Origin of the sequence: Bifidobacterium santillanense, assembly GCF_018555385.1 — a bacterium.
Lineage (GTDB): Bacteria > Actinomycetota > Actinomycetes > Actinomycetales > Bifidobacteriaceae > Bifidobacterium > Bifidobacterium santillanense.
In genome coordinates this window covers 1-21,984 of the sequence record NZ_JAFEJS010000018.1, presented here as the reverse complement: position 1 = coordinate 21,984, position 21,984 = coordinate 1, and the positions used below count along the sequence as shown (strand labels likewise).

Sequence of the window (21,984 nt, the reverse complement as noted above, 5' to 3'; positions counted from 1 at the left end):
TCGGCGCTCCACTGCTCGACGCCGGTGAACTTGGACGGCACGCGGTACGCCGGGAACGGGGTGCCCGCGACGGTGTACAGCGGCACGTCGTTCGTGGCGGCGTCGGTGTCGCTCTCGTGGTACACGATGAAGCTGCGGTTCGTATCCGACGAATACCAGCCGATGCCCTCGTCGCGCCAGCCGCTGCGCACCAGGCTGTCGCGTTCGCCGGCCGACGTGGTGTAGTGATGGTCGGAGGCGTTCGGATTGTACAGGCGGTAGACCGGCGTGTTCGAATGGGCGGGCGCGACCCAGCCCACGCCCTCGTACTTCCATCCGACGCCGCGCAGCTGGTCGCGCTCCACGCCGTTGCCGGTGTAGAAGTGCTCGCCCGAGTTCGGGTTGTACATGCGGTACATGTCGACCGAGCCGCCGGTGTCGTCGGCCACCGATGCCGGTGTCAACGCGAACATCATCGCGAATGCGGTCGCCAGCGCGATCAGCGTGACGGTCATCCTGCGCATGGTGTCGCTCATGGTTTCGTTTGCGTATGCGGAACGTACGGACATGGCTGTTCCTTTCTCTCTCATACCCGCACCATTACGGCACTATCAAGCATACGCTCGGCCTCAGGCCCAGCCAATCAACAGCGAAGGCGAGTCAGTGCACCGTCACGGGGGTGTTGGCCGGCAGCTGATCATACAGCCATTTCGCATCGGGAATGCTCAGTCGCACGCAGCCATGTGAGGCCGGACGGCCCAGCTTGCGACCTTCCGAAACGATGTAATGGCCCTGCACGTCGGTGGGAACCGAGTGGAACAGGTAGACGCCCCAATCCTTCCAGGAGACCCAGTAGTTCGCGCCCATACCTTCCCGGGCATTGTAGAAGCTGCCGCCGCGGTTCTGGACCCGGAACGTGCCTCGCGGGGTGCTGTTGTTCATGCCGGTGGAGGCGATCATCGTGTAGATCGTGTTCATACCGCTCCTCACATACACGCGCTGCGCGGCGATGGACACCTCGATGCTCAGGTTGGGGACGGTCGCCAAATTCGGATATGCCCCTCCCGAAGGGCGCATGAACTGCGGTAGCGGCACGCTGGTTCCGCCGCCCACGCCGTACCATGCGATGCCCTCGTCGTGCCATCCCGCGTTCACCAGACTGCGCGCTTCGTTGTTGTTCAACGTGTAGTTATGCGATCCCGCGACCGCGTTCGGATTGTATTGACGGTACAACGGGTAGTCGCGATTCGTGTCGGAGGAATACCAGCCGATTCCCTCATATCGCCATCCGGCCGCGACGAGCATGTCTCGTTCGTTGGCGTTGACCGTGTAGTGATGGTCTCCGGACTGCGGGTTGTACAGGCGGTAGACCGGCGTGCTCGACCGCACGGGTGCCTTCCACCCGATTCCCTCGTAGATCCAGCCAGCGGATTCCAGCCCGTCGCGTTCGGTCTTGTTCGCGGTGTAGAAATGCTCGCCGCTGTTCAGGTTGTACAGGCGGTACATGTCGACCGATTCGCTCGAGTCCGCGGCGGAGGCGCTTGGGGCCGGAAGCGCGACCGCAATCGCCATGACGACGGCGACGGCGATAGCCCACATCTTCGCAAAGCTTCTCGTAACACCCATGAATGCCTCCAATGCGCATTTTCACGCCCATTTCCAGTATAGGAACGATCCACGAGATGACCGATTCCACATGGTTGCACCGATTACCACGGAACGGTGCATGACCAATACAGCGTGGCCGCAGCTTTCCTGTCCCGGTGTCCCTAAAAGAAAGGTTCCTGAAGATGACAGGAAATACTAGCAAGTGGCGCGCGCCGCTCGCCGGCCTGGCCTCCGTCGCGATGCTCGCGACCATGGGCGTCGCCGCCAGCACCGCCAACGCCGCGACCACGGGCGAGCCCACCACGGACCCGTATCGCGCGACCACCAGCACGAAGTTCACGGTCGTCGCCTACCCGGCGTACGCCCCGGCTGGCGATGCCAACAAGGTTCTGGGCAGCGACAAGACCTACGGCGAGACCATCGACGTGAACTCGAAGAACGATCCGTTCTACAGCACGAGCGACGGCAAGGTGTTCACCGGCTTCTCCTACGATCTGGCGGGCAAGAACAAGGTCGCCGACGGCAAGCTCGCGGTCAAGGGCGACACCAAGGTGTACGCCCAGTACGCCGAGGCCAAGACGATTACCTTCCACTACAGCAACAACACCACCAAGAAGGTGGACGTGAAGACCGGCTCCGCGCTGACCGCGGCCGACTACGCCAAGTACGCCGGCGACGATTCCGCTTCCGGCAACAACGTGTTCGCTGGTTGGAAGACGACGACCTCCAAGGACTACAAGCCGTCCGACCTGTACACCGATCAGGCCGTGAACTCCAACCTTGACCTGTATCCGGTGTTCGAGGTCGTCTCCGCCAACCCGGGTCAGCAGGAGAACGTGTCCAAGGTCGTGTTCCACGAGAGCGACACCGACGCCGCCACGAACGACGTGCCGCTGTACACCGTCGCGGGCACCCCGTTCCCGGCGTACCGCGTGCCGTCCAAGTTCACCGGCGTCGAGCAGTGGAGCGCCGACAAGGACAACTCCTCCGAGTACAAGTTCACCGCGAACGTCCCGAACATCAAGGTCGGGGATGACGCCGACCTGACCCTGTTCGGCTTCAGCGGCTTCGGCGACGCCAACTGGACCGTCAAGTACGTGTTCAACGACGCCGACACCGTTGCGGTCAAGGCTGCCAAGAGCACTCTGGCCAGCAACGAGGTGAACTTCGCCGAGGGCTCCAAGATCGTCGAGCCGAACGAGCCGGCCGCCTGGGACGCCGAATTCACCGGCTGGTACGACGCGAACGGCGACAAGGTCGACTTCAACACCCCGGTCCAGAACATCCCGGGCAAGAACGCCTCCAAGCGCACCGTGACCGTGCACGCCGGCTGGGACGTCAAGAACATCGCCCAGGTCAAATACTACTACAACTACCACGTCGCCAACTCCAACGCCGGCTACGCCGACCCGGTGGCCCACACTTGGAACAACCCGTCTGCCACGTTCGGCAACGTCCAGAAGGGCTCCGGCCAGGCTGTTGACTTCGTGACGAAGGGCAGCAAGATCAACGCCCCGACCGGTGTCGAGGACTACTACAAGACCTCCGCGAACACCGATCACGGCGACTACACCTCCCGTACCGTCAAGCAGTGGATCTCCATCCTCGACGGCGCCCCGATCAGCACCGTGAAGGCCAGCACCTCCGTCTACGCTCAGTGGACCGGCGCCGAGTCCCTGCTGCTGAACGCGAACGGCGGCGTGTTCGCCAACGGCTCCAACCGCGCGTACGCCACCAAGACCGACGGCCAGACCTGGAAGGACGTCATCTCGACCCCGACCCGCGACGGCTTCACCTTCGCCGGCTGGTACACCACCGACGGCTCCAAGAAGGCCAACCTGGTCGACGGCTTCTTCTACGACAGCAACACCGGCGAGCAGACCTCCCAGAAGGTCGTCGAGGGCGCCGAGCTGCTCGCCTGGTGGATTCCGAGCGAAAAGCTCGAGAACGCCGCCGCGCTGAGCGCGTTCCCGCTCAACGGCGCCGCCGAGTGGAACTCCTGGACCCCGTCCTTCGCGAACAAGTCCGCTGACTACAAGCTGGCCGAGAAGTACGCGAAGACCGAGGCCTCCTGGAAGACCTACACCGACACCGTCTACGACCTGCAGGACGAGTTCCAGGCCTACCAGAACCTGTCCGGCCAGGACCAGATCGATGCTGGTAACAAGCTGGCTGCGAAGCTTGCGGCTGCTCAGGCGAAGTTGGTTGATGATAAGGCTCCGGCCGGCACCACGACCGTGTACCGTCTGTTCAACCCGAACGCGCGTGACGCGGGCTCGCACCACTACACCGCGTCCGTGGTGGAGTACAACAGCCTGGTGCGTAAGGGCTGGCGCGCCGAGGGCGTGAGCTTCGTGACCACGTCCGACGGCAAGCCGGTGTACCGCGCGTACAACCCGAACGACGGCGGCCACTTCTACACGCTGTCCAAGGTGGAGCTGGACCACGCGGTGAAGGCCGGCTGGAAGGACGAGGGCGTCGCGTTCCGCGTGTCCGACGATTCCAAGACGCCGCTGTACCGCATCTACAACCCGAACTCGGGCGAGCACGCGTACACCGTCGCCGCGAACGAGGCGAAGGCCGCGGTCAAGGCCGGCTGGAACGACGAGGGCATCGCCTGGAACGTCATCAAGTGAGCCACGCTCAGGGATGACCTTCCGGCACGGAATCCGCTCCCTATGAGCGGAATCCACGCCTGACATGCCGAAGGAGGGTCTCCTCCCGGGAATCAATCCCGGGAGGAGACCCTCCTCGTCGTATACGCAGGAAAACACATGAGGGGGGCTCCCCTCCGGAAGCGATGTTCCGGAGGGGAGCCTCCCTCTTGTGTTCGGACCGTTACGGTCGGACGGTGAATCCCGTGTCTAGAAGCCTAGACGGCGGGTACTCACTTGGCGTAGGCCTTGAAGGCCACGCCCTCGTCGTTCCAACCGGCCTTGACCGCGTTGTTCACCTCGGCCTTGCTCAGGGTGAACACGTGCTCGCCCGAGTTCGGGTTGTAGATGCGCAGCACGCTCTCGGACGCGTCCTTGGCCACGTACCAGGCCACGCCCTCGTCCTTCCAGCCGGCCTTGATCACGTGGTTGAACTCGACCTGGGACAGCGTGTAGAAGTGCGAGCCGTCGTTCGGGTTGTACGCGCGGTACACCGGCTCGGCCTTCTTGCTGGAAGTGGTCTGGAACTGCACGCCCTCGGCCTTCCAGCCGGCGCGCACCACGCTGGAGTACTCCGCGAAGCTCGTGGTGTACAGGTGGGAGCCGCCACGGGTCTCGTTCGGGTTGAACGCACGGTAGACCGCGACCTTACCGTCCGGCACATCCGCACCGTTCGACTTCACCAGCAGCTGCTCGGCGGCCTGGTACTTCGGCAGCAGAGCGGAGGCGGCGTCAACCTTGGCCTGGCTTTCGGCCATGGACTGGTAGGCCTTGTACTGGTCCTCGAGGGCGTACACGGCCTTGATGTAGGCCTTGGCGGAGGCGTCCGTGTAGCCGTACGCGGCGACCGTCAGCGCGTCGGCGGACTGGTTGTTGTAGGCCAGCTTGAACTGGTTGCGCAGGGCGTTGACGTCCAGCTTGCTGGAGGCGGTCCACTTCGCAGTCAGGGTCGCACCGTCGTAATAGTCGACGGTCTTGGAGGTGTCGACCTTGGTGGTGGAGGTGCTGTCGCCGACGACCCAGTAGGCGAGGGTGTAGCCGTCGCGGACCGGCTCGACGAGGATGTCGGCGAGCTTGGCGCCCTTGGCGGCGGTGACCCACTTGTAGGTCTGGCCGTCGAACTTGCCGCCGTTACCGTTCAGACGCACGGAGTAGGAGGCATCCCACTTGGCGGTGAAGGTCTCGTAGGAGCCGGCAGCCGGAGCGGTGGCGGAAGTCACCACGTCGTTGGAATTGTTACCAAGGTACCAGCCAGTGAGCTTGCGGGTGGTGTACTCGCCCTTGGCGGCGTCCTTCTGGGCCTCGGTCTGGTAGTACTCCTCGAGGCCGGCCGGAAGGTCCTTCTTGGTGCCCGCATAGACGAACTCGAACTGCTTACCACCCGTGGCGGCATCGAAGTCAGCGTTGTAGCCGAGGTTGTAGACCAGCTCGGCGGCGTGAGCGGTATCCCAGCCAGCCCACAGGTCGAGGGTGCCGTTGGCCTTGTAGCCGTTCTGCTTGCTGATGGGCTCGTCCCACTTGACCGCCTGGCTCGTGCCGTCGGCGGCGGGGTTGGTGTACCAGCCGGTGAACACCGCGCCGAACGCGACCGGGTCGACCGGCTTGGTCAGCTTCTGATCGGCGGTCGTCTTGACGACGTTGGTGCCGTCGGACAGCGTCGAGTTGGATGCAGGACCGTTGGTGAAGTGATACGTCACCGTCACGTTCTGGAGGGAGGTGGTATCCGGAGCGACAAGAGTCAGGTCAGCAGCGGTGGGGGCGTCCTGGTTCTTGTTCTTGACAGACTGGGTGAAGTCGTAGTCGGCCCCCTCGAGAGCTCCGTCGACCTTCCAGTTCGCGGTCTTCGGGGCGCGGAACTCCGGGAACGCATGATCGGCCAGCGTGTAGTTCGTGGCGAACGGGCTGGACTTGCCGGCGTTGCGGAAGGCGACCGTGGACAGGTTCTGGTTCGTGTCGAAACGGCCGTACAGGGTGGTGTCGGCGTTGAAGATCTGGTTCGTGTACAGGTCATCAGCCGAGTTCTTCTCGGTGTACGTGTACGTCAGACCGGCGAACGTCTTGCCGCTCAGGGAGCCGGTGCCGGCGGGCTCGCCGGTGGTGCCGTCCTTCGCGACGCTCGCGGCGGACAGTGCGGACTGGTACTCGGAAGCGGTCAGGGCAGTGCCCTTGGCGACGTCCACGGCAGCGTCGACGGTCTTGTCGCCGTTGAAGTCGAAGCTGACCTTCACGGCCTGCTTGTACTGGGCGAACACCTTGGTGGCGCCCTTGACGACCAGCACGTCGCCGATCTTCTCGTTGCCGGCCTTGTCGTAGGAGAAGTAGTCGAAGACCTTGCCGTCACCGGCGGCCGCGTACGGGTCGGCGGTCAGCGGGGTCAGCACCTGGCCCCACTTCGCGGTGGTGGACACGCTAGTCGGCTTCCACGGCTGATCCGGATCGTAGATGTTCACCTTGTAGTTCGTCGTGGTGTCACCGGACGTTCCGGTGGTGGCCGCGTTGGCGGTGCTGGCGGCGACGCCCATGGTCGCGAGCATCGCGATCGAGGCCAGGCCGGCGAGCGGCGCGCGCCACTTGCTAGTATTTCCTGTCATCTTCAGGAACCTTTCTTTTAGGGACACCGGGACGGCGGCCCCGGCCTGTCCGGGATGACGCACGCGTCCTCCCCGGACCGCGCCGAATCGTGGGAACCCGAGCGGGCCGCGCGTCATTGCGCGGATCCGGGGCGTCGCGTCCATCCGGGTCCAGTCATCCCCATCGTCAAAAATGTGTTTTTCTTACACTTTTGACATGTTGAAAGTGTACAATTGGCACACTATTGACAATTGATGGGACGGGGGATGGCCTATGCGACGGAAGATAGACGAACTGCTGGAGGAGTGGAGGCGTTCGGCGCGGCGCAAGCCGCTCGTCCTGTTCGGGGCCCGTCAGGTGGGCAAGACGTACGCCATCACGCATTTCGCCGAACGGTCCTTCGACTCCATGGCCTATGTGGACTTCTCGCGCGACGGGCGGGCGTCCCTCGCGTTCGGCGATTCCATCGCCCCCGCGGACATCGTCCACTCCCTGGAGAGCCTGCTGCGCATGCGCATCGACCCGGGCAGGACGCTGATCGTGCTGGACGAGGTCCAGCTGTGCGAGCGGGCCCTGACCGGCCTGAAGTACTTCTGCGACGACGCGCCGCAGTACCACGTGATCGCGGCCGGCAGCCTGCTGGGCGTCAAGGTGAACCGCAGCCGGTACTCGTTCCCCGTGGGCAAGGTGGACATGCTCACGCTGCACCCCATGGACTTCGAGGAGTACCTGTGGGCCCGGGGCGAGGAACGCCTCGCGGACGACATCAGGCAGGCGTGCTCCACGCCCGACAGGCCGTTCCCGCTCCATGACGCGGCGATGGACCTCGTGCGCGAGTACATGCTCGTCGGCGGCATGCCGGAGGCCGTCGACGCGTACGGGGGATCGGGGCGCCGGCTGGACGCGCCGCGCGAGGTCCAGCGCGACATCGTCACCGCGTACACGGCCGACATGGCCAAATACGCCTCCCCGCGCGAGACGCAGCGCATCCTCGAGGCGTGGAACAGCGTCCCCAGGCAGCTCGCCAAGGAGAACCACAAGTTCCAGTACAAGGCCGTCCGTTCCGGGGGCAGGTCCAACATGTACCAGGGCGCCCTGTCGTGGCTGGTCTCGGCCGGCATCATCACCCGCCTGACGCAGGTCTCGGAGCCCGTCGCCCCCCTGCGGGCGTTCGAGGACCCCTCGGCGTTCAAGATCTACATGGCCGACACCGGCCTGCTGTCCTGCGCCTACGACGCGATGCCCGCGGACCTCGCCCCCGCGGACGACAAGGCGTCCGCGTTCCGCGGCGCGCTGGCCGAGAACTACGTGCTGCAGCAGCTCACCGCCGTCGGGCTCGCCCCCCACTACTGGGGTACCCTGAACAGGGGCGAGGTCGAGTTCGTCGTGCGGGACGGGCAGGGCGACGTCATCCCCGTCGAGGTCAAGTCCGGATCCAACGTGACCGCCCGCAGCCTCACGGCCTACCGGGCGAAGTACCGTCCGCGCTACGCCGTGAGGATCAGCGCCCGGAACTTCGGCGTCGAGGGCGACATGCGCAGCGTCCCCCTGTACGCGGCCAGGACACTGGCCGAGAACCTGCGATAACGGCACGGACGTACGGTCGGCGTGCTTCCCTCGTTTGCGCGGTCGTGCTGGATAGCGCCCCGTGCGCATGTTTCTTGCATGACGCGGCTGCTGTCGTTCGACGGAGCGGGAGTCGAATTCTTCCCTGAGCGCGGCGAAAAGGTTCCGGAGGGCGTGGAGCAGGCTATCCACGGCCTCTGGCAGGTAGGAGGGGTCTCCATGCTGGGCGTGCACGATGGCAGCGCCGAGGAACACGGCGGCCTTGGTATCTCAATCAGTAACTTGATCATGCGTCGCGGTATGCGTCCCGCGCGCGGTGAGAGCTGATTTCCGGGCGCAACACGCCATGCACGGCTCCTCCGAGGTATGCGCAGGCCTGCAGGACCTCGACGCGATATCGCGCCCTTGGGGGTGCTGTCGTTAGGATTGATGGCGATGCTGTCCGCGACGGGGTTTGGAGGGTGCGATGCGGCTGGACCGGTTGGAGATGCGCAACTACCGCAGGTTCGCGGAGCTGTCGGTCGGGTTCGAGCCTGACGTGACGGTGCTGGTGGGCGGCAACGGAATGGGCAAGACGGCCGTCCTGGACGCGGCGGCGGTCATGCTGGGCGCGTTCCTGGCCAAGTTCCCGGACGTGTCCGGACCGTCGATCCAGCGTTCGGACGCGCGCCGCGTCAGGTACGAGGTCGGCGGGGTGTACGACACCCAGCAGCAGTTCCCCGTGTCCCTCGCGGCCGAGGGTGAGGCGCCGATGCCCGTGGTCTGGGACCGGTACCGCCAGGGGCAGGAGACGTTGGGCGGCCGTCTGGAATGGGGTCGCGCGCTGCGGGGGCCCGAGGGGAAGATGACGGTCGCGGACGCGCAGCCGATGATCGCGGTGTCCGACGAGTACCGCGGGGCGGTCATGGCCGATCCGTCGGTCGTGCTGCCGCTGGTGGCGTACTACGGCACGGACCGGCTGTGGCCGAGGGACCGCAGGCAGTGGAGGACGCATTCCGATGCGTACCTGCAGGCCGGCAACCGCTTCGGCGGGTACGACGGCTGTCTGGGCTCGTCCGTGAGCTACAAGCAGATGGCCACGTGGTTCAGGAAGATGACCGCGGAGCAGGAGCGGCGGAAGACCGTCATCCCCTCGTTCCAGGCCGTCCGCACGGCGGTGTCCGCGTGTCTGGAACGGCTGACCGGGCACGCGGACGCGCGCATCGACTACGCGGACGGCGGGATGCTGGTCACGTACACGGCGCCGGACGGGACGGTGTGCGAGGACGAGCCGTTCGAGACGCTGAGCGACGGCTACCGGGCCACGATCGGCATGGTCGCCGACATCGCGCGGCGCATGGCGACGCTGAACCCGGTCATGGGCGGCGACGCGGTCAGGCGCACGCCCGGCGTGGTGCTGATCGACGAGGTGGACCTGCACCTGCACCCGCTGTGGCAGGAGCACGTCGTCTCCATGCTGACCGCGTTGTTCCCCGCGGTGCAGTTCGTCCTCACCACGCACGCGCCGCTGGTGATCGCCTCGGTGCCCGGCAGACAGGTCAGGATGCTGTCGTACGACCCGTCGAACGGAGTCGCGCGCGCGGCGGAGCCGAGCTTCGAGACCTACGGCCAGCCCGCGTCGGACACGCTGACCAGCGTGCAGGGCGCGCACGATCTGCCCGAGCCGGTGCGAGGCGCGTTGGACGCGTTCGAGACCGCGCTGGACGACGGCGACTACGCGGGGGCGAAGCGCGAGCTGGACCGGCTGCACGGCATGGTCGGCGAGACCAACTCCGAGTACGTGTCCGCCAGAACCGCGTACGACTTCATGCGCGGCGCCGGCGGCGGGGAGGACGACTGATGCTGTTCGTCGACAAGCACGCCTCCCACGCTCCCGAGGCGTTCGTCCGCGCCGTCGACGAGCAGCGGCGCACCCGCTCCCTGCAGGGCATGGACGCGGGAACGGACCCGCAGACCCTGTGGGACCGTCTCGACGGCGCCGCACGACAGGCCGTGCTCGACCGGCTCCTGCGGGAGCAGGGGCACCTGTGCGTGTACTGCGAGCGTCCGATCGGGCTGCCCGGAGGCAGGCTCGGCGCGCATGTCGAGCACTACGTACCCCGTCATCCGTCGCGCGCGGAATACCCCGAACTGGAGTGGAAGAACGACGGTCCTGCGCCCCGCTCGCCGCAGGCCGACGCCGAATCCGTGGACTACGCGAACCTGTTCGCGGCCTGCACCAACGAGACCGTGAACGACGCGACGCCGCTGACCTGCGACAAGCTGCGCGGCTCGCGCCGCATGTCCCTCGACCCGCGCAGCCGCCGCTCGCTCAGACGACTGGTCTACCGGACCAACGGCAGGGTCGAGGCCAAGGACCCGGACGACGCGGCGGTATGGAACGACATCGGAAGAGACGACGCGCGACCCGGCCTGCTCAACCTCAACGCGGCGCATCTGCGCAACGCGCGCAGGGCCGCATTGCGCCAGCTGATGGCACGGCTCATGGCATCCGGCGACCGCAGGACGATCGACCGGGCATGCGAACGCGAGATCCGCGACCTCCTCGCCGAGAAGGACCCGAGGGAGCCGTTCCTCGAGGCCAAGCTCTACGTACTCTCGAAGCGTCCCGGCATACGCGGCAGGTTCGGCGACGCGTACCCCGCGTAGGAACGTCACCTACCCAATCTGAACTGCCTCGTTGCCCATCAAGGAACTCCCGCTTGGACACACGACGTATCCGCCCGACGGCTTTAATTCCGTCGGAACCGTCCCCAAGCTCGAAATCCTGCCTACGTCGTCTGGGATGACGCAGAGGGGAGTCCAGCCAATACACACGCAGAATCCTCTTGTCTCCCACATTCCGCAGCATGGGGTCGCGACTTATCAGGTTGTCCTTGTCCCCGTGCATGCCAATGTAGACGGTCTCGTCCACATCAACGGACGGGAAGACGGGGGCCTCGACTAGATGCCAGACATCACCAGTCTTTGTGGGCTTCGCGTAGATGCCGTGCATGCCGGTGACCCAGAACTTCACCTCGGCGGCCTTGCAGTCTCCAACGTTCTGTAATCCGAATGAATACCAGACGTCCTCCGGAGCATTCCGTTTGCGTTCCTCCCATTCCGCATGCAGCAGCGTCGGAGTGAAAGGCCTGACTGCATGCCAGAGCACGCTCGGCCGTGACCACCACCTGCCTATTGCTGCGGTGATAGAGACAAACAGGGCCAGAACGGCGATGAAATCGCCCCATGAAAATCCGTTAAATATGGTCGAAACTATGCCCATCTTCCTTTTTCTCCGTGTTCCCCATAGAGCTTTGTGCCCTTATCCTATGTCATCTCCATCCCGGTGTCCCTAAAAGAAAGGTTCCTGAAGATGACAGGAAATACTAGCAAGTGGCGCGCGCCGCTCGCCGGCCTGGCCTCCGTCGCGATGCTCGCGACCATGGGCGTCGCCGCCAGCACCGCCAACGCGCTCGCGTCGCGTCAGTCCGAGACGACGTACGCGACCTCCGTTTCTCGCGCCACGATCCGCGTGTACGATGCCTCCGCTCCGTACAAGGTTATCGACAACCTCGGCAAGAACTACGGCGAGGCGATCACTGCGTCCGACATCGACGCCATCGCCTCTTCCAACAAGGTTCTGGATTATCTGTCCTTCGACAAGGCGGGCGCGAACAAGGTCGCCACCCCGTACGTGGTGACCGGCGACGTCAAGCTGTACGCCCACTTCAAGGACAGCGTCACGGTCACGTTCGACAAGGACGGCAAGGCCGCGACCGACACTGACCGCAAGACCATCAAGATCGCCAAGGGCACGTCCCTGACGGCCGCCGAGTACGCCGAGGCCCTCGGCGCGAACTCCTACGGCGACGCCGTCGAGCCGGCCGACACCTCCACCGTGAAGTTCGCGGGCTGGACCCTGACCCCGACCCTCTCGGGCACCGGCAACGACCTGTACACGAACCAGTCCATCGACGCGGACACGATTCTGTACGCCCGCTTCGATCAGGGCCAGAACCTCGCCCAGGTCAACTTCCACGAGCAGGGCAGCGTGGGCAACAAGATCACGCGCTTCACGCTCGGCGGCACCGCGTTCCCGGAGTTCCGCGCCCCGACCGGCTGGGCCAAGAGCACGCTGACCAACGGCGCGTTCACCCAGTGGTCCGAGTCCGACGGCAAGACGAAGTACGACTTCACCAAGGCCGTTGAGAACTCCAACGAGGACCCCGGCGCTGACGATCTGACCATCGTTGCCTCCAAGAGCAACACGCTGTCCAACGTGACCGTCAAGTTCAACTCCCAGGGCGCCGCCTACACGCCCGACACGGTCGTGACCACCTCTGACCAGTCGATCGCCGAGCCGACCGCCCCGGTCAAGGCCGGCGCCGTGTTCACCGGCTGGTACCTGCAGCGCACCGCCGACGGCCAGAGCAACCCGTTCGACTTCTCCAAGTCCGTCAAGGACAACTTCAACGACGCCAAGGGCAACATCACCCTGTACGCCGGCTGGGACACCACCCACGCCTCCGAGCTGGTCTTCAACCTCGGCTACGCCGACTGGAGCAAGGCCCAGCAGGTCCAGTACGTGTACGCAGGCAAGGGCGTGACCCTGCCGGCCGGCCTGGAGGAGTACTTCCAGACCGACGCCCAGGCCGACAACACCAAGGGCGAGTACACCGCCAAGACCCTGACCGGCTGGTACGAGGGCAACGACAAGAACGTCGTCGTCACCGAGGCCACCGCCCCGAACGCCGGCACCGTGCGCTCCTACACGGCCGTGTGGTCCGGCGCCGAGTCGCTGAACCTGAACGCGAACGGCGGCAACTTCTCCGGCTCCGTCACCAACCAGTGGGTCACCAAGACCGACTCCCAGAAGTGGCAGGACGTGGTCGTCGAGCCGACCCGCGCCAACTACCACTTCGTCGGCTGGAACGAGAAGGCCGACGGCACCGGCAAGGTCGCCAACCTCTACGACGGCCACTGGTACGCCTCCGGCGTCAAGGGCGCCGAGATCACCGCCGGCGTGCAGCTGTACGCCCAGTGGGCCATCGGCGGCGTCGACGACTACAACGCCGCGTTCACCGCCTTCCCGCTGGTCAACGCCGGCGACATCTACAACACCCCGCTGTTCTCCAACAAGTCCGCTGACTACAAGCTGGCCGAGAAGTACGCGAAGACCGAGGCCTCCTGGAAGACCTACGTCGACACCGTCTACTCCCTGAAGGACGAGTACAACGCGCTCCACGGCCTGTCCGGCCAGAAGCTCGTCGACGCCTCCAAGGCCCTCGCCTCCAAGCTCGAGGCTGCTCAGGCGAAGCTTATCGATGATAAGGCTCCGGCCGGCACCACGACCGTGTACCGTCTGTTCAACCCGAACGCGCGTGACGCGGGCTCGCACCACTACACCGCGTCCGTGGTGGAGTACAACAGCCTGGTGCGTAAGGGCTGGCGCGCCGAGGGCGTGAGCTTCGTGACCACGTCCGACGGCAAGCCGGTGTACCGCGCGTACAACCCGAACGACGGCGGCCACTTCTACACGCTGTCCAAGGTCGAGCTGGACCACGCGGTGAAGGCCGGCTGGAAGGACGAGGGCGTCGCGTTCCGCGTGTCCGACGATTCCAAGACGCCGCTGTACCGCATCTACAACCCGAACTCGGGCGAGCACGCGTACACCGTCGCCGCGAACGAGGCGAAGGCCGCGGTCAAGGCCGGCTGGAACGACGAGGGCATCGCCTGGAACGTCATCAAGTGAGCCACTCGCCGATGACCCCGGACGAGGGATCGGGGTTCCCCGCGGAACCCGTATCCCGCGCCTGAGATGACATGAGGAGGTCTCCTCCCGGGAATACCGGGAGGAGACCTCCTCCGTCGTATACGCGCGAATGAGAGCATGCGCGCGGAAAACAAAAGGGGAGGGTGTCCCGCAGGAACAGAATCCTGCGGGACACCCTCCTCGCGTTAATGGACCGTTAGGGTCGGAACGGTGGGCCGGGGGCCCGGTCCCGTCGGCCGTCAGGCCGCCGGGATCAGGCTCGTGGGGCTCACTTGGCGGCGTAGGCCTTGAAGGCCACGCCCTCGTCGTTCCAGCCGGCCTTGACCGCGTGGTTCACCTCGGCCTTGCTCAGGGTGAACACGTGCTCGCCCGAGTTCGGGTTGTAGATGCGCAGCACGCTCTCGGACGCGTCCTTGGCCACGTACCAGCCGATGCCCTCGTACTTCCAGCCCGCCTTCACGGTGTGCTTGTACTCCACCTCGCTCAGGGTGTAGAAGTGCGAGCCGTCGTTCGGGTTGTACAGACGGTACACCGGCTCGGCCTTCTTGCTGGAAGTGGTCTGGAACTGCACGCCCTCGCCCTTCCAGCCGGCGCGCACGACCGCGTTGTACTCCGCCTCGCTGGTGGTGTACAGGTGGGAGCCGCCGCGCGTCTCGTTCGGGTTGAACGCACGGTAGACCGCGACCTTACCAGCCGGAACCTCAGCGGAGTTGGACTTCACGAGGAGCTGCTCGGCGGCCTGGTACTTCGGAACCAGCTTGTTGTAGGCGTCGACCTGGGCCTGATCCTTGAGGGCGGCGGCAGCGTAGTACTCGTTCTGCAGGTTGTACCAGGCGTCCACGTAGGCCTTGGCGGAGGCGTCGGTGTAGCCGGCGTCGGCGACGGTCTGGACGTCGGCGGTCTTGTGGACGCCGGTCAGGCCGAAGCGGTTGTGCAGAGAGGTCGCGCTCTGGGTGGAGGCGGCGGCCCACTGGGCGGTCAGCTCGGCGCCGTCCTCGACGGCGTACTTGGTCTTCTTGTTGGCGAACGTGTAGAAGTAGCCGTCGTACAGGTTGGCGTACAGGGTCTTCTGGGTGTTGGTCCAGCCGACGAAGTTGTAGCCGGAGCGGGTCGGGGTCGGGACGACGTCCTGCCAGGTCTGGCCGTCGGCCTTGGTCACGTAGCGGGTCTTGTCCGCGCCGGTGTCGGACCACTTGCCGCCGTTGGCGTCAAGCAGGACGGCCTTCGCGCCGGCCCAGTTCGCGTACACGGAGACCGCGGCGGTCACCTTCGTGATCGGGGCGCCGGAGAGCACGTTCTTCCAGGAGGTCACCGTGCGGGAGGTGTAGGTGCCGTGGTCCTTGTCGGCCGCGGTCTGGAAGTAGTCCTCGAGGCCGGCCGGCTGCTGGATCGCGGTGCCGGAGGTCACGTAGTCGAGGGCCTTGCCGGTCTTGGCCTTGGCGACGACGTTGCCGTCGGCGTCCGTGACGACGCCGGACGGGTTGTTCCACTCGGCGTTGTTGTAGTTGTAGTAGAAGGCGACCGGAACGATGTTCTCGGTGTCCCAACCGGAGTACAGGTGCAGGGTGCGGCTGCCGTTCTTGGCGTCGGCCTGGGACTCGACGGTCTTGGAGAAGTCGAACGCGGTGTCGGCGTCCTTCTCGAACCAGCCGGTGAACTGCTGGCCGGCGTAGGCCGGGTCGGAAGGCTGGGCGACCTTGCCGTCAGCGGAGGTGTACACCTTGACGACACCGTTGGTGGAGTCGTAGCCGTCATTCTTAGTCACGGTCGGATCGGCCTTGCCGAAGTGGTAGTACACGGTCCAGGCCTTGTTGGTCGCGCCCTCGACGCCCCACAGCTTGAGGTCCTCGGTGCCGGCGTAGCGAATCGCGTTCTCGACGGTCTGGTTGAAGTCGTAGGCGGTGCCGGACGGCTCGGTCTTGCCGGACTGCCACTCGGCGTTCTTGTACTTCGTGTCGGCGCGGAACTCCGGGAACGCCTGATCGGCGAACGTGTACAGCGGCTTGTTGTCCTTGTCGTTGCTGTCACCGGTCTGGGCGTCAGTGAGCTTCACGCGGGCCACGTCCTCGTTGAGGTTCGCGAACACCGGGTACAGCACGGTGTCAGCGTTGATGGCGCCGTTCGTGTACAGCTTCACGTTGTCCTTGTTGTTGCTGGTGGACCAGCCGACGAACACCTTGCCGTACGGAGCGGTCGGCTCCTTGACGCCGGCGTATGCGCCGGAGATCCACTGGGAGCCGTAGCTGTCGCCCTCGTAGTCCGCGACGGACACGGGCTGGCCCTCGGCGACCTCGATCACCTGGTCGGCGGCGGTCGTGCCCGCGGAGCCGTTGGTGCCGACGTTGGTGATGCTGGTGCCCTTGAACGTGACGGTGTAGGCCTTGGCGTACTGGGCGTACAGCTTGGTGTCGCCCTTGACGGCGATGGCGTCGCCGACGGTCTTCTTGCCGTCCTTGTCGTAGGAGTAGCCGGTCAGGACCTTGCCATCCGTCTTGGAAGTGTACGGGTTGGCCACGTCGGCGAGCTTGTCGAAGACCTTGCCGTAGGAGTAGCCGCTGAACTTGTCGACGGCGCCGTTGGCGGCGGTCGCGAACTGGTACGGGGCGTCGGTCGTGTACACGCCGACAGTGAAGTTGCCGGACTCGTCGACCGACGAGGCCGCGTTGGCGGTGCTGGCGGCGACGCCCATGGTCGCGAGCATCGCGATCGAGGCCAGGCCGGCGAGCGGCGCGCGCCACTTGCTAGTATTTCCTGTCATCTTCAGGAACCTTTCTTTTAGGGACACGGGATGACGCAGATTCGTGAGTCTCGAGGCGCGCGAACGGGAAGTCGTGGCGAAGATGAATCCAACGGAGGCGTTTGGCGTCCCGCTCTTTCTCCGCGTGGCTAGAATTTAGCCAAGAGCACTCTGTTCGAGGAGGCGTATCATGTCTGCTGTTTTGCCGACTGCAAAGGCGCATCGCATCGGCGAGCCGATCATGCTCACTCAGGAGGACATCGATCGCGAACGTCACGAAATCGAGACGGAATACGGTACCGCTGATGAGCTCCGCTCCACGAGAGACTTCATCGGTCTGACCCTGCAACAGCGTCTTGCCTTGGAACGTCTCGACGATCTTGATTTTCTTGAGGGCAAGTGAGCGAAGCTCATCTTGCCGGACAAGCGAAATCATTCGCTCAACGTCTCGAGAATCTGATGACCGCGGTATTGGGCGATCCGGTCGATGGCCCCTATACGTCAACGCCGACGGGTTTCGCGTAACGCGGTTCGGACATGTTCCTCATCCGCCAGCGTGATGCGGCAGGCGCCGCCCTGACCGTGGACGGTAGGCCGTTGCTGCGATCGTCGTACAAGTTCCGTTGCACGTGTGAGAATCCGTTCGCCGAACTGCAGGTTGAGGAATCGAACATCACGTTGCGTGCGGAAAATGATGCCTCGCAACTTCAACAACCAATTGAACACAAACACGCAGCGACCGTAACGCATGTCCTCCCATCGGACGCGGCCGGCCGGAGAGGGGCGGAATGACTCCCCGATGAGTCGGAATCGCGGCTTGCGCGAGGGCGATGGCGCGTCCCGGGGGGGGGTCAGGCGATGCGGCGCGGTGCCATGTCGTTCTGCCGTCCGCCGTCCCGATTCGGACGGTGTTTGGGCCCTTACTGCCTTTCTGCCATTACTGGTAGCATTATGGCAGAAAGGCAGTAAGGGCCCAAACACATAGGTCAACGGGAGTCCGCAGACTCTGCGAGGTCTCGCTACTCGCATGGCCGGACTCCGGCCGGGTTCAGTATCTCCTGAGTCCGCTGACCCGACTCCTGCGCACGGGGCGTTCCGGCGGTTCTCCCTCCCACATAGCCGGCATTCCGCAATTCGTCGAACGCGACGTCCGGGAACTCGCGCACAGACGCCCGCAGCCGCGTCATCCGGTACTCCCCGCGGCTCGCCTCGACCGCTTCCAACCATCCATCGGACGGGATCTCTGGATATAGGTCGGCTTCCGGCATCCGACGTGCCGAGCATTGTGCGGCTCGCGTATTCGCAGCGCCGTGTACCGCGGCGCGTATATCATGAAGATGGCTCGTAACCGGTATCGGGCCAAGACTTTGTAACGGCCTTCGCTGATCTCTCGGGTGTCTCCTATCGAGGAGGGGCTGATGGGAGTGACTGCGGGGGCCTTCTTCATTTCTCGTCCCAGAGGGGGCCGCTCAACATCGGCAATGTTCGGACGGACGTGTGCGGCGTTCCCTGTAGGAGACCCCATCCCGCAGGAAGTCGAGGATGCGGATGTCCTTGCGGATGGGCGAATCCAGTTTGCCCGTACGCTCGAGCATGTCGCGGGCGACTGGTTTGAGCAGCTCCTCCAACTGCCCGGCATCCAACTCACTCTGTTCGAGGAGCGTCACGTGTTTGTACGCGTCGCCGCGGAACAGGTGGACGAGCCCGGGGATGTCCTTGCTGCGCAGTTTCCCGCGAAGCCTGTCGCGCCTGTCCCGCTCGGTCTTGCTCAGGTAGGAATCCAGGTCGCGTTTCTCCGCGACCTCCTGTCGGATGCGGGGGCCAAGTGGACCGTCGTACTGTGCCAGGTAATGGAACATGGGCACCTCGCGACTGCGCAGCATACGGTCCAGATAGGTTCCCACGACGAGATTCGCGTCCAGTCCCTGATCATGGAACAGCACGTCCCGGTAAAGATCGTCTCCGTCCACCGGCCTCCCGTATCGCTCCGGGCCGACGCCGATTACGATCTTGGCGTCCTGCGGATACTGCCCCAACTGCTCCAGATCCCTCGACAGGACAGTCTCGGAGGCATGTCCCGAGTAGACAATCGAGTAGACCTGCCTGCTGAGTTGGTTGAGGAATCTGGGAGTGTAGAGCTGCCGCGTGGATGCGATGGCGCGGTAAATGGGTGTGAAGTCGTTCGTGCGGATGCAGGTCATCTCGACCTGCGACCCGTTGGACACCATCACCCCGTGACGGGGATCGATGCGGAAGCCGGTGGGGTCCGGGGAGAACTCCACGAACACGAAACGGGACGCCAGCTCACGGGCTCTTTCCCGACCCGCGCACTCGGCGATGGCCGAGATTATGCCCAGAACGTTCGGATCGCTGAGCGAGTACCCCAGAAATATAATCGGGAACTCGCCGAAGATGGTCATGATCTTGGCCGTCAGATACGTCTTCCGATTCTCGAAGTGTTCGTAGTCCCTGTCTGTAATCACTAAGGAATCGGGATCGTCCATCGACCCGTGGATCTTGAAAATCTCGCCCACGCCGGTGACCGGGGTGAACAGGAGCTCGTCCTGCCTGACGAACCGCTGATACCCCGGGAACAGCGAATCGACGAGCCCGTCGTAATTAGTGGTGATCACGCCGGCCACATGGTTAGCAGCGCCACGGAGCACGTCCAGCTCGTCCGTCATCAGACGGGGCGTGAACGTGCGAAGATGCTCGCAAAGATAGACCTTGAATGGGGATCTCCCCTCCCGCTCGAACTCCTCGCGGTGAGAGCTGGCCCATCCTGCCATATGCGGCGATCCCAGAGCGTCTAGGAAGTCTGCCGCCATCAACCTCGCCATCAGCGGATACGGTGTCTCGGCCCCGCCCAGCTCGTTCACGGCCTGAGAACGATACACGTACAGGGGCTTCATCGGTGCGCCGACGCTGTCGCACACCCACTCCAGCAGGCCTGCCCAGTCCTCGGACCCCATATACCTGCGCGAAAGACCGGAACCCACGAACAGGAACGGCGAACGATTAATCCCGCTCAGCAATCCGGAAACCCTGTCGAACACCTCCCGTCCGAAAGCGGCCGAATCCATCACAATACACCCCCAACGTCGCAACGACTCAACACAGATATGATACCGGCCAACCACCAACCCAGGTCTTGCGATACCAAGACCACGTCGTGCCACTCCCAGTCCGTCTTACGGCTCCGAGTAACGCGGGGATGCCGTCCCGTGTCCCTAAAAGAAAGGTTCCTGAAGATGACAGGAAATACTAGCAAGTGGCGCGCGCCGCTCGCCGGCCTGGCCTCGATCGCGATGCTCGCGACCATGGGCGTCGCCGCCAGCACCGCCAATGCTTATCCGACGGTCAACGAGGGCGATGGTTTCAAGGTCGCCGTCTTCCCGGCGGATCGTCCGTACGAGGCGTCCAAGTACTACGACGACTACAAGTACGGCCAGACGTTCGAGCTCAACGCTCTGCCGAACCCGTACAGCTCCGCGACCGACGGCAAGATCCTGACCGGCTACTCCTACGATCTGGCCGGCAAGAACGTCGTCAAGGACGCGTTCGCGGTCAAGGGCGACACCAAGGTGTACGCCCAGTACGCGAAGGCCTACACGGTCACGTTCGACACCAACGCCAACGGCAAGGCCGATTCCTCCGACAAGCAGGTCGAGGTCCAGGCCGGCGCCGCGCTGACCGACGCGAAGGCCTACTGGACCTCCGGCGCCGAAGCCGCCGCCGAGACCGCGAAGCCGTCCGGCGACGTGTTCGCCGGCTGGAAGCTGTCCACCGCCGCCGACGTTGACGACCTGTACACGAACCAGGCCATCAACTCCGACATCACCCTGTACCCGGTCTACGAGCGTTACTCCTCCAAGGAGGACCAGCAGAACGTGTCCGTGGTGAACTTCCACCAGAACGGCGCCGAGACCGAGTACACGAAGACCCTGTACACGCTGGCCAACAAGGCGTTCCCGGAGTTCCGCGCCTACTACTCCTACCAGCAGGACCAGTGGCAGGCCCCGCTCGGCACGAAGTACGACTTCACCGCTCCGGTCGCCAACTCCAACCAGACCTTCGGCAAGCCTGACCTGACGATCTACGGCGTCAAGGGCGCGTCCAACAAGGACTGGACCGTCGAGTACGACTTCGACGGCGCCAACGCCACCAACGACTCCGGCCGTACCTCCGCCACCACGAGCGAGAAGTACTTCGCCGAGGGCACCGCCGCCGAGCAGCCGTCCGACCCGGCCAAGAAGGGCGCCCAGTTCACCGGCTGGTTCGTGGGCACCACCAAGGTCGACTTCTCCAAGAACGTCGAGAGCCTGCCGGGCGCCGACGCTTCCACCCGCACCGTGAAGGTGAAGGCCGGCTGGGCCACCAAGAACGTGGTTCCGGTCGTGTTCTACTACGGCTACAACCGCACCTCCCCGGCCCCGTGGAACAACTACTCCTACCCGACCACGTCCGCCGAGGCCAACAACAAGGTCCTGTCCAAGACCGGCAAGGCCATTGACTACGTGGTCGCCGGCACCGCTCTGACCGCCCCGGCCAACCTCGAGCAGTACTTCCAGACCGCTGCCGATAAGGCCCACGGTACCTGGACCAGCCAGTCCGTGACCGGTTGGTACGCCGTGAACGACGACGCGCCGATCACCACCGTCCCGGCCGGCGCCACCGGCATCGAGGTCTACGCGAAGTGGTCCTCCTCCTTCGCGGTCAAGCTCAACGGCAACGGTGGTTCCTTCAAGAACGGCACCAACTACGCCTACGCGACCGTCGCCGACGGCAAGACCCTCCAGGACGTCGTCGAGACCCCGACCCGCTCCGGCTACAACTTCCTGTTCTGGGCCAGCGCGGTCGACTCCAGCAAGTACGCCAACCTCTACGACGTCCACTGGTACAGCTACACCGGCAAGCAGGGCGCCGAGATCGCCGACGGCGAGGAACTGGTCGCCCAGTGGGCTCCGGCCTCCGTCGAGGACGCCGTCTCTCTGCACAACCGCTTCGGCCTGACCGGCGTCCACAAGACCGCCGACGTCCAGACCGTCGCCGACGCCGGCTACACCGACGCCTCCGCCAAGGCCTACGTGGACGCCTGGTACAACCTGCAGAAC

12 protein-coding genes and 1 pseudogene are annotated in these 21,984 nt (G+C 64.7%); 8 read left to right on the top strand and 5 right to left on the bottom strand.

Going from position 1 to position 21,984, the window contains the following annotated elements; genetic code table 11:
* Positions 1 to 515 (bottom strand): annotated as a pseudogene (locus JS528_RS11115) (hypothetical protein); the annotation flags it as partial.
* A gap of 124 nt (positions 516 to 639) precedes the next feature.
* Positions 640 to 1,578: a L,D-transpeptidase family protein gene (locus JS528_RS11110; RefSeq protein ID WP_240541472.1), complete on the bottom strand. Its 939-nt coding sequence runs from the start codon at positions 1,576 to 1,578 to the stop codon at positions 640 to 642.
* 191 nt (positions 1,579 to 1,769) lie between these two features.
* On the opposite strand from JS528_RS11110, the gene JS528_RS11105 reads away from it, so the two are divergent.
* On the top strand, positions 1,770 to 4,223 hold the full coding sequence (locus tag JS528_RS11105) for an InlB B-repeat-containing protein (protein ID WP_214359103.1): 2,454 nt from the start codon (positions 1,770 to 1,772) through the stop codon (positions 4,221 to 4,223).
* A 251-nt stretch (positions 4,224 to 4,474) separates the two neighbouring features.
* Here the strand turns inward: JS528_RS11105 and JS528_RS11100 are convergent, their stop codons facing one another.
* Positions 4,475 to 6,832, bottom strand: a complete 2,358-nt coding sequence (locus JS528_RS11100; protein WP_214359102.1) for an InlB B-repeat-containing protein — start codon at positions 6,830 to 6,832, stop codon at positions 4,475 to 4,477.
* 253 nt (positions 6,833 to 7,085) lie between these two features.
* On the opposite strand from JS528_RS11100, the gene JS528_RS11095 reads away from it, so the two are divergent.
* The 5 genes from JS528_RS11095 to JS528_RS11075 all read left to right on the top strand — a co-directional run bounded on the left by JS528_RS11095 (position 7,086) and on the right by JS528_RS11075 (position 14,112).
* The gene (locus tag JS528_RS11095; RefSeq protein ID WP_214359101.1) at positions 7,086 to 8,399 is read left to right on the top strand and encodes an ATP-binding protein; all 1,314 of its coding nucleotides are present in this window, start codon (positions 7,086 to 7,088) and stop codon (positions 8,397 to 8,399) included.
* Positions 8,400 to 8,477: 78 nt separating this feature from the next.
* Positions 8,478 to 8,705, top strand: coding sequence for a hypothetical protein (locus tag JS528_RS11090; protein ID WP_214359100.1), 228 nt, complete (start codon positions 8,478 to 8,480; stop codon positions 8,703 to 8,705).
* Positions 8,706 to 8,844: 139 nt separating this feature from the next.
* On the top strand, positions 8,845 to 10,218 hold the full coding sequence (locus JS528_RS11085) for an AAA family ATPase (protein ID WP_214359099.1): 1,374 nt from the start codon (positions 8,845 to 8,847) through the stop codon (positions 10,216 to 10,218).
* Positions 10,218 to 11,027 carry an HNH endonuclease family protein gene (locus JS528_RS11080; protein WP_214359098.1) on the top strand — a complete coding sequence of 270 codons (810 nt, stop codon included), beginning with the start codon at positions 10,218 to 10,220 and terminating at the stop codon, positions 11,025 to 11,027. The genes JS528_RS11085 and JS528_RS11080 overlap by 1 nt, the downstream gene beginning before the upstream one ends.
* A 706-nt stretch (positions 11,028 to 11,733) precedes the next feature.
* Positions 11,734 to 14,112: an InlB B-repeat-containing protein gene (locus tag JS528_RS11075; RefSeq protein WP_214359097.1), complete on the top strand. Its 2,379-nt coding sequence runs from the start codon at positions 11,734 to 11,736 to the stop codon at positions 14,110 to 14,112.
* Between the two features lie 289 nt (positions 14,113 to 14,401).
* Here JS528_RS11075 and JS528_RS11070 read toward each other — a convergent pair whose 3' ends face one another.
* The gene (locus JS528_RS11070; protein WP_214359096.1) at positions 14,402 to 16,891 is read right to left on the bottom strand and encodes an InlB B-repeat-containing protein; all 2,490 of its coding nucleotides are present in this window, start codon (positions 16,889 to 16,891) and stop codon (positions 14,402 to 14,404) included.
* A gap of 169 nt (positions 16,892 to 17,060) precedes the next feature.
* On the opposite strand from JS528_RS11070, the gene JS528_RS11065 reads away from it, so the two are divergent.
* Positions 17,061 to 17,273: a hypothetical protein gene (locus JS528_RS11065; RefSeq protein ID WP_214359095.1), complete on the top strand. Its 213-nt coding sequence runs from the start codon at positions 17,061 to 17,063 to the stop codon at positions 17,271 to 17,273.
* A 1,066-nt stretch (positions 17,274 to 18,339) separates the two neighbouring features.
* Here the strand turns inward: JS528_RS11065 and JS528_RS11060 are convergent.
* Positions 18,340 to 19,953: an SIR2 family protein gene (locus JS528_RS11060; RefSeq protein WP_214359094.1), complete on the bottom strand. Its 1,614-nt coding sequence runs from the start codon at positions 19,951 to 19,953 to the stop codon at positions 18,340 to 18,342.
* Between the two features lie 168 nt (positions 19,954 to 20,121).
* Between JS528_RS11060 and JS528_RS11055 the strand changes: the two genes are divergently transcribed.
* Positions 20,122 to 21,984, top strand: a 1,863-nt coding sequence (locus tag JS528_RS11055; protein ID WP_214359093.1) for an InlB B-repeat-containing protein, incomplete at its 3' end; no start/stop codon positions are given.

What these genes read in the sequence shown, in the direction of transcription:
- JS528_RS11065 (WP_214359095.1), top strand. Translation starts at nt 17,061, where the DNA reads ATGTCTGCTGTTTTGCCGACTGCAAAGGCGCATCGCATCGGCGAGCCG.
- JS528_RS11070 (WP_214359096.1), bottom strand. Translation starts at nt 16,891, where the DNA reads ATGACAGGAAATACTAGCAAGTGGCGCGCGCCGCTCGCCGGCCTGGCC.
- JS528_RS11075 (WP_214359097.1), top strand. Translation starts at nt 11,734, where the DNA reads ATGACAGGAAATACTAGCAAGTGGCGCGCGCCGCTCGCCGGCCTGGCC.
- JS528_RS11090 (WP_214359100.1), top strand. Translation starts at nt 8,478, where the DNA reads ATGACGCGGCTGCTGTCGTTCGACGGAGCGGGAGTCGAATTCTTCCCT.
- JS528_RS11100 (WP_214359102.1), bottom strand. Translation starts at nt 6,832, where the DNA reads ATGACAGGAAATACTAGCAAGTGGCGCGCGCCGCTCGCCGGCCTGGCC.
- JS528_RS11110 (WP_240541472.1), bottom strand. Translation starts at nt 1,578, where the DNA reads ATGTGGGCTATCGCCGTCGCCGTCGTCATGGCGATTGCGGTCGCGCTT.
- JS528_RS11060 (WP_214359094.1), bottom strand. Translation starts at nt 19,953, where the DNA reads ATGGATTCGGCCGCTTTCGGACGGGAGGTGTTCGACAGGGTTTCCGGA.
- JS528_RS11095 (WP_214359101.1), top strand. Translation starts at nt 7,086, where the DNA reads ATGCGACGGAAGATAGACGAACTGCTGGAGGAGTGGAGGCGTTCGGCG.
- JS528_RS11085 (WP_214359099.1), top strand. Translation starts at nt 8,845, where the DNA reads ATGCGGCTGGACCGGTTGGAGATGCGCAACTACCGCAGGTTCGCGGAG.
- JS528_RS11105 (WP_214359103.1), top strand. Translation starts at nt 1,770, where the DNA reads ATGACAGGAAATACTAGCAAGTGGCGCGCGCCGCTCGCCGGCCTGGCC.
- JS528_RS11080 (WP_214359098.1), top strand. Translation starts at nt 10,218, where the DNA reads ATGCTGTTCGTCGACAAGCACGCCTCCCACGCTCCCGAGGCGTTCGTC.